Source organism: Marinilabilia rubra (assembly GCF_003121985.1).
Lineage (GTDB): Bacteria > Bacteroidota > Bacteroidia > Bacteroidales > Marinilabiliaceae > Marinilabilia > Marinilabilia rubra.
Map to the genome: position 1 here is coordinate 19,517 of NZ_QEWP01000030.1, position 15,275 is coordinate 34,791.

At 40.1% G+C, this 15,275-nt stretch carries 9 protein-coding genes; 3 read left to right on the forward strand and 6 right to left on the reverse strand.

Annotated elements, in window-relative coordinates:
* Nucleotides 1-4 precede the first annotated feature (4 nt).
* The 4 genes from DDZ16_RS19745 to DDZ16_RS19760 form a co-directional block, all read right to left on the reverse strand.
* Nucleotides 5-1,072, reverse strand: coding sequence for an efflux RND transporter periplasmic adaptor subunit (locus DDZ16_RS19745; RefSeq protein ID WP_109266220.1), 1,068 nt, complete (start codon nucleotides 1,070-1,072; stop codon nucleotides 5-7).
* A 26-nt stretch (nucleotides 1,073-1,098) separates the two neighbouring features.
* Complete coding sequence (locus tag DDZ16_RS19750; protein ID WP_109266211.1) at nucleotides 1,099-2,586, reverse strand: TolC family protein; 1,488 nt, start codon at nucleotides 2,584-2,586, stop codon at nucleotides 1,099-1,101.
* 162 nt (nucleotides 2,587-2,748) lie between these two features.
* Nucleotides 2,749-6,138, reverse strand: a complete 3,390-nt coding sequence (locus tag DDZ16_RS19755; protein ID WP_109266212.1) for a golvesin C-terminal-like domain-containing protein — start codon at nucleotides 6,136-6,138, stop codon at nucleotides 2,749-2,751.
* A 361-nt stretch (nucleotides 6,139-6,499) separates the two neighbouring features.
* Complete coding sequence (locus tag DDZ16_RS19760; protein ID WP_109266213.1) at nucleotides 6,500-7,393, reverse strand: ABC transporter ATP-binding protein; 894 nt, start codon at nucleotides 7,391-7,393, stop codon at nucleotides 6,500-6,502.
* Between the two features lie 240 nt (nucleotides 7,394-7,633).
* Between DDZ16_RS19760 and DDZ16_RS19765 the strand changes: the two genes are divergently transcribed.
* Nucleotides 7,634-9,910 (forward strand): sensor histidine kinase, encoded by a 2,277-nt coding sequence (locus DDZ16_RS19765; RefSeq protein WP_109266214.1) that lies wholly within the window; start codon nucleotides 7,634-7,636, stop codon nucleotides 9,908-9,910.
* Between the two features lie 168 nt (nucleotides 9,911-10,078).
* Complete coding sequence (locus DDZ16_RS19770) at nucleotides 10,079-10,798, forward strand: 16S rRNA (uracil(1498)-N(3))-methyltransferase (protein ID WP_109266215.1); 720 nt, start codon at nucleotides 10,079-10,081, stop codon at nucleotides 10,796-10,798.
* Here the strand turns inward: DDZ16_RS19770 and DDZ16_RS19775 are convergent.
* Nucleotides 10,789-11,187 (reverse strand): RrF2 family transcriptional regulator, encoded by a 399-nt coding sequence (locus tag DDZ16_RS19775; RefSeq protein ID WP_109266216.1) that lies wholly within the window; start codon nucleotides 11,185-11,187, stop codon nucleotides 10,789-10,791. The genes DDZ16_RS19770 and DDZ16_RS19775 overlap by 10 nt on opposite strands.
* A 117-nt stretch (nucleotides 11,188-11,304) precedes the next feature.
* Nucleotides 11,305-12,948: a diphosphate--fructose-6-phosphate 1-phosphotransferase gene (locus DDZ16_RS19780; protein ID WP_109266217.1), complete on the reverse strand. Its 1,644-nt coding sequence runs from the start codon at nucleotides 12,946-12,948 to the stop codon at nucleotides 11,305-11,307.
* A 744-nt stretch (nucleotides 12,949-13,692) separates the two neighbouring features.
* Between DDZ16_RS19780 and DDZ16_RS19785 the strand changes: the two genes are divergently transcribed.
* Nucleotides 13,693-14,910: a 6-phosphofructokinase gene (locus DDZ16_RS19785; protein ID WP_109266218.1), complete on the forward strand. Its 1,218-nt coding sequence runs from the start codon at nucleotides 13,693-13,695 to the stop codon at nucleotides 14,908-14,910.
* Nucleotides 14,911-15,275 lie beyond the last annotated feature (365 nt).

Genomic DNA, 15,275 nt, shown 5'->3' on the forward strand with positions numbered 1-15,275 from the left:
TTCACTATAGGGTAATTCTAACCTCATTTTCAATGTTCACTTTCGATCCGTCACGCAAAGTCTCAAAACCTTCAACAACCACTTGTTCTCCCGGCTTTAAGCCATCCACAATTTCAATTCTATCCCTTCCTTCAAGGCCGGTTTGAACAATTCGCTTACGTGCCGTTTCTTTATCAACCACATAGACAAACTTCCCGCCCATCTGTGAAAGAACAACCTCGGGAGGAACAGCTAAAACACTGTCATTTTGTTCCACGACAATAGCGGCATTCACAAACATCCCGGGTCTTAATATTCCCTTCTCATTTCCTATTCCTATACGACCCTTATACGATCGGGTACTCACATCCAATGCAGGTGAAAGCTGTGTCACTTCGCCCTGAATGGTATCCTCAGAAGATGAGTAATTGGTAATCAAGCTCCTTTGCCCCGGTTCTACTCTGCCAAAAGAACTGGCCGGAAGCGTTACATCCAAAACCAGTTGCTGATAGTTCATTATACCAATCATTTCGGCACCCTGATCAACCCGCACTCCTTGAGAATAATATGGAAGTGAAGTAATCACACCATCAATTGGGGCTTCTACTGACATTTTATCAAGATTGATCTGGGCGTTTTCGTAGTTTTTACGGGCGGAAACCAGATTGCGCTCGGCATTTACCAGCTCCCTTTTAGTTACCCCCCCTTTTTCATATAATGCATTCTGCTTCACATATTCCTGCTCAGAAATTTCCAGGTTGAGACGTTCTCCTTCAATGTTGGTGGTATTCCGATAAGCCTTATCCTCCAGTTTAATAATGACTGCTCCTTTTCGTACCTTATCACCCATTTTAAATAACTCACCGGTTTGCGGGTTTCGCTGCAAATAATACTCTCCGGGCATTTCACTTTTCAGAACAACAGAACCTGCAGGCATCAAATCCCCGGTTACGGTTACCATTTCCTGAATAGATTGGGGAGAAAGCTTTTGAACCGTTACATCAACGGCAACATCCATATTAAAACGCTGGTTTCTGTTGCCACAGGCGCAAAAAACCAGTGTCATTAAAATTGCAATGGCGGATAGTCTCATGGTATATAGATATTTATTATATTTCATTAATATTCACTCATATCAGGCACTATACTCATTTGATTTTCAAAATCATAAAGTGTCTGAATTTTCATATTCAACAACTCCAGCATATAGTTTATTCTGGCTCTTGTGAGTGATGTTTTTTTCTGAGTCAGCTGATTTTGATATAGATTAAGATCCATACTTGTCAGGTCTCCGTTTTTATATTTTTCAAGATTGATTTCATAAGTCAGTCGGGCATTTTCAAGATTTTTTTGGGCAATATCAATCTGGGTAAGAAGGTTTTTCAAACTCCTGTGAACCTGACGTATGGTAAGTGAGATATTGATTTTTTCATCATCGAGATTTATTTCCCTTATTTTCTGTGCAGCTTTGGCCGCACGCATGCGTGCTTTTTTCTCTCCCCAATCCCAAAGCGGGATTTCCAAAGAAAAACCAATATTCTGGTTATCTGTAGGTTTGTCAAAAACTCCGGTAAATTCTTCATTCTCGCCAAACAATCCAACTGAAATGCCAATATTTCCTTTAAACTCATTCATCGCATTGGTACGAACCAACTCAAACTGCCCTGTTTCAATGTCAATTTTTCGTTGGCGTATTTCAAGGCGGTTATCAACGGCCAGCTTCATGGCTTTCTGCAACTCAATGTCAACAGGTAGAACGTTTACTTCTCCCAACAACAGCACCTCTTCTTCGAGGGGCATACCAAGCATTTGCTTAAACTGATCTTTTAGATTGGCTAAATCCACTTCCTGATTCTGATAATTCGACCGGCTGGTCATCAAATCAAGTTCAGCCTGCAACAGCTCCTCTTTTGCCACCAGCCCGGCTTCAACCTTATTTCGAATTATCGCCACACTTTGGGAGCGGTTTTCAAATTCTTCCCTTGCCGTATTTAAAGTCATCTGGGCTTCATAAACCTGGTAAAAAGCCTGAGATACCTGACGTTCAAGGCTAAGTTCCTGTAGTGCGTAACCGATTTTTGAATTCTCCAAACGATACTCCAGCTCTTTTAATTCAAGTTTTGTGCGATTGTAAGTAAACAAAGGCTGATCTAAATTGAGAGAGATCCTGTTACTAAACCCCTTAAACGGATCGCCACTGAAGGAACTGTTACTTTGGGAATCCTGGTATCTTAAGCTGTTGCTTAGTGTCAACACCCCATCAGTCATAACAATGGGTTGCTGAACGCTGAATGTGCCGTAACTGTTAAGACTTTCGGTGGTATACCATTCTGACAACGGATCATTGTATTGCCGGTTATGACCATACTCTATAGGCGTTAGATTTAACCGAAAACCGGACTTCAACGAAGCTCTTCGGGCTATAAGATTTTCCCTGCTTTGCTCCAGGTTTAATCTTGCCTTTTTTATTTCCGGACTTTCCTGCCTGGCATATTCCAGTGCTTTTTCAAGATTCAGAACTTGCTGAGACCAGCTCTCAGAAACTGAAAAAACCGCTAAAAACATTAGCAGAAAAAGATTAACAGTAATTTTTCGCACAAAACTCATAGTTCAATAGATCGTTATATTTTTAGATACAAGATTTAAGACAAACCATATAATACTAATAAACGGGGCTTTAAAGCAATCATAAGCATAATTCTAAAACTTTAATTACAGACTCTTACAATCCCGAACCATCGGGATAACGGAGTATTGATAGTTAAATCATTAGTTCTTAATCCATTTTACGGCATCGGCCACCACATAAGGGAAATCCGATTTATCAGACAATTCAACAACGGCATCTCCTTCATCTAAATAAAACCGTCCTAAAGAAACCCAGCCATTGCGCTCCCTGACAGGTGGTGTATCCACTTCGTCCTTTCCGTTAGCATGAAAAACCGTATATTTAAAACTTCCTTTAGAATTTCGGTTTCTCCAACCTACATCCAGGTTAACAGGAATATAAACCTGAACCTCGTAACTCCCCGATTCCGAAATACGACCTGTCCATCTGGCACGATCCTCCCCGTTCCCTGATGCTTTTAGAGATGCAGACCTTAGGTATTCACCAAAATACTTATCACCAAGAGAGGAAATCCAAACAGGCTGAGGACTCCAATGCCGAAAACGGACATAATCCTTAACCTTCTCACTTTCTTGCTGTATCCACCAGTCTTTGAGTGTTCTGATTTCATCACGGCTGTCGATTAAAAAGCCGGGGTCTTCATTATCCACTATGAAGGTGTTTTGCTCATCTGAACGCTCAACAATTGAATCTACGTTAAAAACACCTTCTTCTATATTTTCCTGTCCCTTATATTCGAAATTTTCAAGAGTAAATGAGTAAAAGGGAGGAATATTACGTGCTACACCCGTATTAACTTCAAGTTCCCTTGGCAATTCGTCATAAACCATGTCAATTCGGACTTTTGACCGGGCTGGAACCACATAAGTTTTTAAAGCAACATTTTCTTCATTCTCAACATTCTGATACATCCATTGTGAGAACGATCGTCCCCGGTTTTCTGATAAATCCAAAAAGGTTACCTGCATATCCAATACCCCGTCGGACCACCCTTCATTGTCAACCGGCAAAGAGACCATATATTGACTTTTTCCTTTTTGTCTCAGTTCTGAGGTTTGAACCGTTCCAAACTTAAATGCCGGGAGCTGGCTTTTTTGAATCAATTCCCTGTATTTTTTTTCAGGATCGCCAGGTGTTTCAATTGCATTCAGCCATTGAGCAGGGCTACTTCGTTGAAAAGCGTAATTTTTTAAAGGATAGTGCATCCTGTCAATAAAATCTTTTTCATCTGACGCTGAAGAAATTTCAGCAAAAAACTGAACGCCGGTCAAATTTAATATCCGTGCAATAGTATCGCCTGCATTTTTATTATTTAGCCATTGATGGAGGCTCTTATTTTTGAGGGCAAGATGCCCTTTATACTGATCGTTTTCCTGACGCCAGGAATTCCCAAACTCTTTTCTGCTTTTTGACCGAATGGCCTCATCCAGCATTATCTGAAAAACAGGCCAACCTTTCTCCCTTATTTGATAGGCATGAAAAAAATACAGGGGATATACCTGAATCCTGTTCCATTCGTCCATATTTCGCTCGTTGATAGATTGGAACAATTGCCATCGGGGAAATAAAAATGCATTTCCCGCAAGGGTAACAAACATTCTGGCCTGAACTTCCTCTTCAAGAGGCTCTTCACCCTTCTGTTCAGCTTCTTCCTCAAAATCATTCCGGGTCCTGTTAATATCTAAAAACCATTTCCCCGTACCATATTCAGGCAATAAAATCATTTCAGGCTGAATATGATCTGTCCCACTTCGCCATGGTTGCAGCCATGAATAAAAATGAACAGGAACCTCAATAACTTTCAGGCGTCTAAAGGGATACTCAAGCTTTAAACGTCTTTCATATTGGTTTTTCAAATTACGAATCAAAGAGGGAATTGTATCAGCAACCTGATCAAAATTATTTGCAATTAAGTTATTGTCAACATTTGTTGCCAATTGGTATTTTATACTATCCACAACAATTTCAGAGCTTGAGTACCGGCCGGCAACAAGCGTCAACGCATTCAGAGGCTGATCGTTAATGAATTCAACCATAGAATCGCCCACAACTGATTTTCCCTGAGAAAAAGCCTTCAGGTTGTTTTCAGAGTTGAAAGTCAGTTTGTAATTCGTAAAGTCGGGTTGCTGTCGATAGTTTTTCCAGGCCACTTTGGGATACCATCCTGACTCAGAAGTAAGTAATATAAACTCAGATTCGACAAAAGCATATTTCTTGTTGGCCACTAAAGGATCAAAACGACTTAACATCTGTCGCTTTTCCTCATCTACAAAAGGATAAATTGTCTTATTTAGGGGACTCCCACTATATGAAATACGACAGGTAATTTCAGAATGCATTTTGCCAGGACCCCCCGTAATATCAATGTTCAGAATTCCTGATTTATGATCAAATTCAGCCTTTCCCCCGTTAACTGCTACTGCGGTTACACTAAAACCGGAGTTCAAAGCCAGCTTCAGGGAATCCGTTTCAGAGAACAGCGAAATTTTCAAATGTGCATCGCAATCAAGGGAATTATCGATGTGTTTTACATCCAAAAAGCAGGAATCGATTTGAGCTTCAGGCAAATCAGGAAGTCCGCCTTCATTATTTCTTATTTCTTCTCTCAACACCAGTCCATTCCGTCCTTCATCAATAATACCATAAAAAAAAGAGCCCGATACCAATAAAGAAAGAACTGCAATACCGATCAAAGCAGGTGAGCGTCGTTTGCCGCCGGGTAACCGGGGTAAAAAGAGAGTTGTTAATACAATGCCTGTGCATCCAAGAAGAACATAACCTCCCCTTTGTTCCAGAATGGCATAGAGGTCACTGAATCCGGTAAATCCGGAATAATGAACAGGAAGAAAGAACCCCATAAAGTCCCACACCCCCCAATGCATATTTTCCAGATAAAACAGCACTGTAGCCCCGAAACCTAAAACAAGTACAAAAGTAACTGCCTGGTTGCGCACCAAAACCATCAGTACATATGAAAAACCAAGAATAAAAATAAGTGACGGCAAAGAGTAAACGACTAAAAAGAACAAAAAAGGGCTGAGAGCAAAAGGGGTGTCAGGGGTCAATAATGTAACAACCATTGACAGAATAATAACCAAAAGATTCAGTCCCCCAAAAACCATCATGGCTCCCCAGGTCTTACCCAAAACATATTGAAAGTTGGACATGGGACGGGTATAAAAAACTTCGGTAGTATCCATTTTACGTTCACGCCCCAGGAAATCAGCAGACAGAAAAGCGGCAATAATTACCTGGGCGATGGTAAACAAGAAGAAATTCATGTATACAATATTGCCCGGCAGGTTGCGCCCCGGCCAGGCATTTGCCCCTGCAATTCCAAGAACACCAAATAAATCAAACAGAACAAGAATGGCCAGTATCAGGATCGAAAATACACGAAACAGCCAACTGCGCCACAGAATGCGTGCTTCGAAATTCCCAACACTGGAAATATAATACAATGCAGATAAGAAAGAGGAAAACACGTTCTTTCTTTTGGGTTTTGTTGTTGTAGTTGAGTAAGGACTCATAATTATTTTTTAACGAATATCCGGTTTTACCTAATTGAAAATATAGAGGGGCTTTGCCCCTTAAACCCCAATTACTTTTTTGTCTTGACACAAAAAAGTAATCAAAAAAAGTCAAGGCTGTGACCGCTTCACTCAAAAAAACAGCGTTTGATGGCTAAAATCTTTTAAACTCGCCTATCGGCTCAAACAGAAAAGATTTTTTAACGCCATCTTCACTTGTTTTTTTGGCTCACCGATCAAGGCCGTCCTTTTCGGCGGGTCTGCTTTCAAGTTGGGTATAAAAACGGATACTCATTTTATTTTTTAAAAGCCGGACCTTCGGACTTTTGGTGGTTTGGTATATATTCTTTTGTGAATACAATTAAACATTCATCTCTGCATCAACTACTTTCTCCATAAAACAAACATAAGCATGCTCCAGGCCGGGATCAATCATTGTTGCATCCGGAGTTGGTTTATCAGATGCGATCAATTCCACTTCATAGCCTTCAACAGAGGGAATGGTTGTAATAACCGGGTGTTTTTCCTTTACCTCCTTTAATGCATCAAACCCCACATTAGCTCTCCAAACCATCCCTTTGGCTTTATCGATAAAACTTTCGGGACCCCCCTGGTATTTGACCTTCCCTTCATCCAACAAAGCCATATTTCTGCAGGTACTTGAAATATCGGCTACAATATGGGTTGATAAAATGATAATCACCCCCTGCTGACTAAGATTACTCAATATATTGCGGAACCTTATCCGTTCTTCAGGATCTAAGCCGGTAGTAGGTTCATCAACAATAATAAGCTTTGGGTCGCCAATGAGAGCTTGTGCAATCCCTAATCGTCTTTTCATTCCTCCGGACAATTTATTGGCAAATCTGTCCCTGGCATTGGTAAGGCCCACCTGGTGCAGCATTTTCTCAACCTCGGCGCGTCGTTCTTTTTTACTCCTGATACCTGCAAGAGAAGCTGCATAATCTAAAAATTCCCATGATTTCAGTTTTGGGAAGAAGCGAAAATCCTGCGGAAGATACCCTAATATTTGTCGGATTTCCTTCCTGTGAGAAGAAAGCGAAAGCCCATCAATAGTTACCTCACCGGAAGAAGGTTCCTGCAAAGTCACCAGGGTCCGCATCAAAGTAGATTTCCCTGCACCATTGGGCCCCAACAATCCGAACATTCCTTCTTCTAAGAAAAGATTAACGTCCTGTAAAGCCCGATGGCCATTCCTATAGGTTTTATTTAACAATTTAATATCTAATTCCAAAACAAAATATTTTCAATTGCCAGTACCAATAAACAGACCAAAACTTTTAAACAAAACTATATCAAAAAAATAAGAAATTAAACAATAAAAAAAAAGTGTACGAAATCAAACAGCCAGGTGTTCGCTATCGAACAAAAGAACAAGTTTGTCTATTGGAATAAAAGTGGCTTGGACTAATGCTAAAAAATACCTACTTTTAGTTCCATTAAATTGATAATTGAGGGATCCTTACTTCTATTTATGGCAGACAAGCTATACAGCAACAGAATTTTTTCATTTCTTCTTTTATGGCTTATTGTCACAAACCAATCATGGGCTCAAAAGGAGGAGTTTAAGGATATTGTTCTTTTAAACTCCTATCATCCTACCTTTAAATGGACCGTTGACATTACCCGGGGCGTTTTAAATGAATTCTCCAATCCATCAGAATACCGTGTTTTCGTAGAGTACATGGACTCAAAAAGGTTTCAAAATGAAGCCTATCTTAAACAACTCAGTCGTATTTACCTCCAAAAATACAGTAACACTACTATTGATGGAGTAATAATTAGTGATAACAATGCTTTTGACTTTTTCCTAAATTACGGAGATAAAATATGGGGTGATGTTCCGGTTGCTTTTTGTGGGAACAACAGCATCCTTGAATATAAAAATCTGGATACCACGAGATTTAAAGGAGTCAAAGAACAAATCAACATTGACAGTACTATCAATATTATCAAGTCCCTGCAGCCTGAATTAGAAGAACTCATTGTCATATCCGACTCTACTAATTCGGGTGAAATTTTCAGTAATCAATTCAAAAAAGCTGCTTCATCGCATCCCGACCTCAACTACAGCTTTCTAATTGCCAGGACCCCGGATCAGTTAAAAACGGATTTAAAAAGGAGGTGTTCAAAAAATAAAGCAATCTATTTGTTAAGTCTGTACATTGACCGGGAAGGCTTTCCCAGGGAAATGCTTCAGGAAGCACCCTTAATACTGAACAACTGTTACGTACCCATATATAGCAACTGGGATTTTCTGTTTGGAGATTTCATTACCGGAGGGTTGGTAATCAGGGGTAAAGATCAAGGTGAAAAAGCAGCCAAAATAATGAAAGACTTAATCAATGGCCGGCAAGTACCCCCCTGGCTTTCGGAAAACAGGGAAATCCTGGCATTTGATTACAAACAACTCAATAAAGCGGGGCTGAATTATTCCGGTTTAAAAGGAGAAGCAGTCCTTCTGAATAAACCAGAAAATCCTTTTGAGAAATACAAACAGGAACTTCTGGGAGTGGCATCTGTATTGTCTTTTATGCTAATTACAATCCTGGCTTTACTTCGTGTCATCAATCAAAAGAAAATAGCAGAAGAACAGCTTAAGCAGAGTGAAAGCCGGCTTGAAATGGCGCTTGAGGGTGCTAACGAAGGACTATGGGATCTTGATTTTACCAACTATGACGTTTTTCTCAGTCAACGATTTGCGCGTCTGCTAAAATATAGTAATCCCAATGAATTAAATATTGGATTCACAAACTACGAAAATCTGTTCCATCCTTCTGATTTCCCTCAAATGATGGAAGCTTATGAAATGCATAAAACAGGCCATTCCCCGCTATTTCACAGTGAGGCCCGGATGCTTACAAAAACCGGTCATTATATTTGGTTTTCTATCCACGGGAAGATCATTGAAACCGATGAAAATCATGAACCTGTTCGAATGGTAGGAACGATCACCCAAATTCAATCGCAAAAAGAATTCGAAAACAAACTTAAAGAAGCCAAAGAGAGAGCTGAAGAAAGTGACCGGTTAAAATCTGCCTTCCTGGCAAACATGTCGCATGAAATCCGCACCCCCATGAACGCCATACTCGGCTTTACCGACCTAATAATGAACGACATGATTACCCCTGAAGAAGGAAAAAAATATCTTGAAGTTATAAAAAGCAGTGGCGAAAATCTTTTGAATATCATAAATGACATCATCGATATTTCAAAAATAGAATCAGGGCAGCTGAAAATAAAACAGGAAACTTTTGATCTTCACTCTTTACTGGGTGAATTGCAAGATATTTCAGAAAACCTCATATTTCAAGGCAGAAAACCCATTGAAATAATCGTTCATAAAGGCAGTGAAAATAAAAACTTTTTCATCAAAACAGACCCATTCCGCTTACACCAGATCTTGCTTAACCTCCTGACCAACGCCATAAAATTCACAAAAACGGGACACATTGAGCTGGGTTACATCATTCTTGATAAAGGTGCCCTTCAGTTTTTTGTAAAAGACACCGGCCAGGGGATTGCTCCAAAGCACAGGAACATCATCTTCGAGCGTTTCAGACAAGTAGATGAAACTTCTATACGAAAATTTGGGGGAACCGGCTTGGGGTTAGCCATTACCAAAAGCCTGATATCAATGATGAAAGGTAATATATGGTTAGATTCGGAGGTGAATAAAGGTTCCAAATTTTACTTTTCCCTTCCCTGTGAGTTTAAGTTAAAAGAGCCTGACATACCTGCATCTTACTGACAACTAACTTTAAATTAATTAATTCACCACCAGTCTGTTTGTTCCCGGACAGAGTAATTATAGAGACTTGTAAGCTCTCTGGAAAGGCTAATTCGAATAATTGGCAGAGATTGATTATTACAATAACCGGGTTTCAATTATTTTTGCAGCCAAACAACACAAAATCTAATGCAAATTTTTTACGATCCTGACATATCAACCAATGGGGGTTTTCTCAATGAGGAAGAAGCAAAACACTGCGTAAAAGTACTAAGGCACAAACCCGGAGACAAAATATTTGTCATTGACGGCAAAGGGTCCCGTTTTCACTGTGAAATAGCGGAAACTTCTTCCAAAACTTGCAGGTTAACCATTTTAGACACAGAAAAAGCACCAGCTGTGGAAGGGAAATGCCATATTGCAATTGCTCCAACAAAAAGCAATGACAGATTTGAATGGTTTCTTGAAAAATCTACGGAGATTGGTATTGACAAGATTACACCTTTACTTTGCAAGCAATCTGAAAGAAAAAGAATCAAAATTCCCAGACTTGAACGGGTTTTAACTGCTGCTACTAAACAATCCCTGAGGTTGTGGAAGCCTGACATCACAGAACTGACCGACATCAAAGATTTTTTGAACTCAGACCACCAGGAAAAATACAAGTTCATTGCCCACTGTGAGGGGAAAGACAGAAAAGAACTTTTCAACGAACTTCAAAAGAGAGACAATCATGAAGATGTTCTGATTTTAATTGGACCGGAAGGGGATTTTACAAAGGAAGAAATTGAAACTGCCCTGTCAAAAGGATTTCAACCTGTCTCTCTTGGGAAAAACAGATTAAGAACAGAAACTGCCGGAATAGCAGCTTGCATGGCCATTCAATTAACCAGTTCGTATTACAAATAATCCTGGAGGGTTTTTCCTTCAAGAAATTCTTTAATTTCACCTGACATTCTTAGCGAAAGATCACCTAATAAACACTCCCCAAACGGACAAACATCCCTGTCCATAGGGCAGGTTTGAACGGCAAGAGGGCCCTCAATGGCTTCATAGATATCAAGCAAAGAGATGTCTTTAGGCAGTTTTTTCAGGATAAATCCCCCTGAAGGACCTCGATTGGATGAAACAAATCCCCTTTTGGAAAGTCGTTGCATTATTTTGGCAACATGATGACGGGAACTACCTATAAATTCGGATATTTTGGCAACATTAACGACCTCATCCGAGCGGGCAATTAAAACCATACTATGCAAACCAATTGAAGCGGCCTCTGTTAAGGCAACAATTCCAGACATGTGATAAACATTAATACTATGAACATCACAAATGTAACAATATTTATAAAAAATTTAATCCGCAAGTTGAGTTTTTCCCAAAATGCGGATTAAAAATATTCTTTTGTAAACTATTTATTACTTCTCGAGCTGAAGTGTTTTGGTCGTTTGATCACAAACTTCGCTTGGCCCGAAATACTGAATGGGCCCGGGATAAACATATTGAGTATTTTGAGCCCAGGCTGTACGGTTTTCAACCAAAGTCTGATATGGCTTGTCATCAAGCTTAACAAGAGCCTTCTGAATAACCGGCTTCATAGCCCCGTGACGACGCTCCATATTCATCAGCATGGTAACAGGAACACCTCCTGCAACCCACTCTTCAGCAGGGGCCGTAAGGTTACGAACAGACGCCATATAACCGGTTTTTCCATCTGCAATAAGCACTGCGGCTGTATTACCTAAGGAATAAGTATAATCGGCATCAAAGTTTGAAGGAGCTGCACAACGTCCCTCATATCCAAAAAAGTGGGCCTGGCCTTTAAATTTACCATTGAACTTACCCTCTTTTTTCAGCTTTTTAACTTTGGCCTTAACCATGTCAATCAGAAGCTTTTCGGTATCAATCATCGACACCTGAACGTTTCCGTGCGGGTCACGATCAAGGAGTAACTGATTGGCAAAGCTGTTAGGCAATTTAGTAAATACATCCGAAGAGTCAGCAGACAGTTTTTCGGCTACAAATTCGCGACGCTCCTTATTGCTTTCAAGGGCATTCACCTCATCCTCATACTTTGCAAGCATATCGTTAAGTTCGGCAATCAAAGCTTTCATTGCAGGGATGAACTCAACCAGGCCTTCAGGAATGAGAACAGTTCCGAAATTCTCGTCATTTTCGGCACGTTTCACAACCACATCCACAATCTGATCCACAACCTGATCCAAGGTCATATTTTTGGCTTCAACTTCTTCTGAAACAATAGCCACGTTAGGCTGCGTCTGAAGTGCACATTCCAAAGCAATGTGAGAAGCTGAACGTCCCATCAACTTAATGAAATGGTAGTATTTTTTAGCAGAGTTGGCGTCACGCTGAATATTACCAATCAGCTCGCTGTAAACTTTACAGGCAGTATCAAAACCAAAAGATGTTTCTATCATATCGGTTTTCAAGTCACCATCAATGGTTTTAGGAACACCGATAACCTGTACACCTGCATCTTTAGCTGCGAAGTATTCAGCCAAAACAGCCGCATTGGTATTGGAATCATCACCACCAATAATAACAAGTGCGCTAATTCCCAATTTCTTGCAGTTCTCAAGAGTCTGGTCGAACTGAGCTTCTTCTTCAAGTTTTGTACGTCCTGAACCAATAATATCAAACCCTCCGGTATTGCGGTAGTGATCAATAACATCAGAAGTCAGCTCCTGATATTCATTGTCAGTCAATCCACTGGGCCCTCCCAGAAAACCATACAATTTACTATCACTATTCTGACTTTTCAACCCGTCGAACAATCCGGAAATAACGTTATGACCTCCGGGAGCCTGACCACCTGACAAAATAACCCCGACATTAATGGCCGGATAGTCTTTTTTCTCATCAGAGGCTTCGAAAGACAAAACAGGCATCCCATAAGTATTGGGGAACATCTTGGCAATTTCAGCCTGATCAGCAACCGATTCGGTTTTGTTTCCTTCAACAACTTTTACTCCGCCTTTTAATGAAACAGGCACTTTGGGAACATATTTTTCCCGCGCAATCTGTAGTGGACTTTTGATCATCGTCTAAGTATATTTATGAGATTTCTAAACAATTAATTCGTTATTGCAACCTGATGTAATGGCCATTAAATCGCCATAGACTGGACGCTTTACAATTTTGCAAGCATCAACACAAAGGATAAAAAAAACAGATTTCAGGCTCTGAAAGCCTTCCCCCCGAAAGCTTTCACTGCATTAATCAGCGTTTAAAACATCATTTCACTGATAAATTAAAAGCAAAATACTGCCAAAAACTCATCATTATAACAAGCTGATTTATTGTCGTGCAAATTTGTGAATATTTTTTCAGAATAGAAAAGCCCCACCCTATTAATTAACAATTCATAAGCAAATTAAGGACTTCCGAAGGACCGGTAAGCAAAGTCCGCCTATAAAACAAACATCAAAAGTTTCAATTATATCAACCACTTTCTTGATAATTAATTTTTTATCCACTAACTTGAATTAATAGATCGTTAGTCCCGATGCTTCGGGATAGATATGAGATGTGAAACAAATATTACAATACTGAAATCCTGCGCATTAGCCTAAATCAAAGCATACTTGCAAACAATTGTAAAAGTTTTACGGAGTATTGTTGAATAATCAGTTCCTACAAAAAGAAGTATGGGCTAAAACATTGAGGTAAATATGATCAACATAATCGATTCTGACAAAAAACAAATTCTTCGAATGCCAGGTAGATAAAACAAGCCTACCCTTTAAATCAATCATTTCAATCAATAATCCCTAAAATGAAAAAACATGAGCAACAAGGGCAATCATCCAAAAACCATAGGCATCCTCACCGGTGGTGGCGATGTTCCGGGACTAAACCCGGCCATTAGAGCAACAACATTGAGAGCTGTTAGAGAAGGATACAAAGTAATTGGTATAAAAAACGGATGGAAAGGTATTATTTCAATTGATCCTTCAAAGTCATTTGATGAACAGGAGTATTGTTTCCATTTGGACGAAAAAGCTGTTACAAAAATTGGCCGCACCGGAGGTACCTTTTTGCACTCCAGCCGAACAAAAGCCGACAAGGTAAGCCTCAAAGACATTCCGGACCACCTCAAAGGAAAATACACGGCCGAAATCAACGATTTAACAGAGGAAGCCCTCACCAACATCAAATACCTGGGATTGGATTATTTAATTCCCATAGGCGGAGACGATACTTTAAGTTATGGCTTCCGTCTTCACAAAGAAGGGATTAAAGTAATTGCCATCCCCAAAACCATGGACGGCGATGTTCCCGGCACTGAATATTGCATCGGTTTCAGCACCTGTGTTACAAGAACCATAGAGTTGACTCATGAACTCCGTACCTGTGCCGGCTCGCATGAGCGATTTCTGGTATTGGAGGTATTTGGACGAAATGCAGGATTTTCAGCGTTATTGCCCACTGTAGGGGGAGCAGCCGACCGCTGTGTGATTCCCGAACATCCGTTTAACATGGAACACCTCACAGCTCTGATGGTGGAAGATCGAAACAATAACCCAAGCAAATATGCTGTATTATTAGTGTCAGAAGGTGCACACATCATAGGTGGCGGAGAAGTTTTTGCAAGCCATGAAACCGATAATTTCGGACATAAAAAACTAGGGGGCGTTGGAGAAATGGTAGGAAGTCAGCTTAAAAAGATTTCACCCAAATTCAACAATGGCAAAGAAATCAACATTATCAACCAGAAGCTGGGTTACCTGGTACGTTCAGGGCAGCCTGATGCACTAGATTCTATTGTTCCCACAGCCTATGGGAATCTTGCGCTTGATCTTATTGCCAAAGGTATTTCTGGCCAAATGGTATGTATTCGTGATGGTCAGTATGGTTACACTCCCATCGATGCGGTAAAAAAAGACGAAAAAGGTGAAAGCATTAAAAAGGTTAATGTTGAAAAATTTTATGACACCAACCGTTACCGCCCAATTTATCAAAACCTGATAGGTGATCCCATGCTAATTATGACAAGGGATTGAAGGTAAATGAATAGTGGATAGTTGTTAGTCGTTAGAATTCATTGGTTGATGGTAAGTAATCTGTTAAAAATGAGAAGTGAAAGCATGGAGCAGAGAAGACCCCGGATGAATCCCCGGGGAATTTACTTCGAAGCAACGGAGGCTAACCCAAAAGTCCAAATTAAATGTCATTCTGAGTGCCTACCCCAAATAATCTTGAAGAATAATGCGGATATGACAAGGCGAATGCCTCGTCCCCAAAGGGCATAGCCGTCAGGCTTACAAAGCCTAAGTGCTTGATTTGAAGATTGGTAAACAGACGCAACTCACCCCTTTCGGGATGATAGTCGAATTTTCTTCATATATTTGCTGTGATTTATTTAACA

Bases quoted from the DNA above. Each gene is read 5' to 3' on its own strand.
- DDZ16_RS19745 (WP_109266220.1), bottom strand. From the start codon at position 1,072: ATGAGACTATCCGCCATTGCAATTTTAATGACACTGGTTTTTTGCGCC.
- DDZ16_RS19780 (WP_109266217.1), bottom strand. From the start codon at position 12,948: ATGATCAAAAGTCCACTACAGATTGCGCGGGAAAAATATGTTCCCAAA.
- DDZ16_RS19755 (WP_109266212.1), bottom strand. From the start codon at position 6,138: ATGAGTCCTTACTCAACTACAACAACAAAACCCAAAAGAAAGAACGTG.
- DDZ16_RS19785 (WP_109266218.1), top strand. From the start codon at position 13,693: ATGAGCAACAAGGGCAATCATCCAAAAACCATAGGCATCCTCACCGGT.
- DDZ16_RS19765 (WP_109266214.1), top strand. From the start codon at position 7,634: ATGGCAGACAAGCTATACAGCAACAGAATTTTTTCATTTCTTCTTTTA.
- DDZ16_RS19750 (WP_109266211.1), bottom strand. From the start codon at position 2,586: ATGAGTTTTGTGCGAAAAATTACTGTTAATCTTTTTCTGCTAATGTTT.
- DDZ16_RS19775 (WP_109266216.1), bottom strand. From the start codon at position 11,187: ATGTCTGGAATTGTTGCCTTAACAGAGGCCGCTTCAATTGGTTTGCAT.
- DDZ16_RS19770 (WP_109266215.1), top strand. From the start codon at position 10,079: ATGCAAATTTTTTACGATCCTGACATATCAACCAATGGGGGTTTTCTC.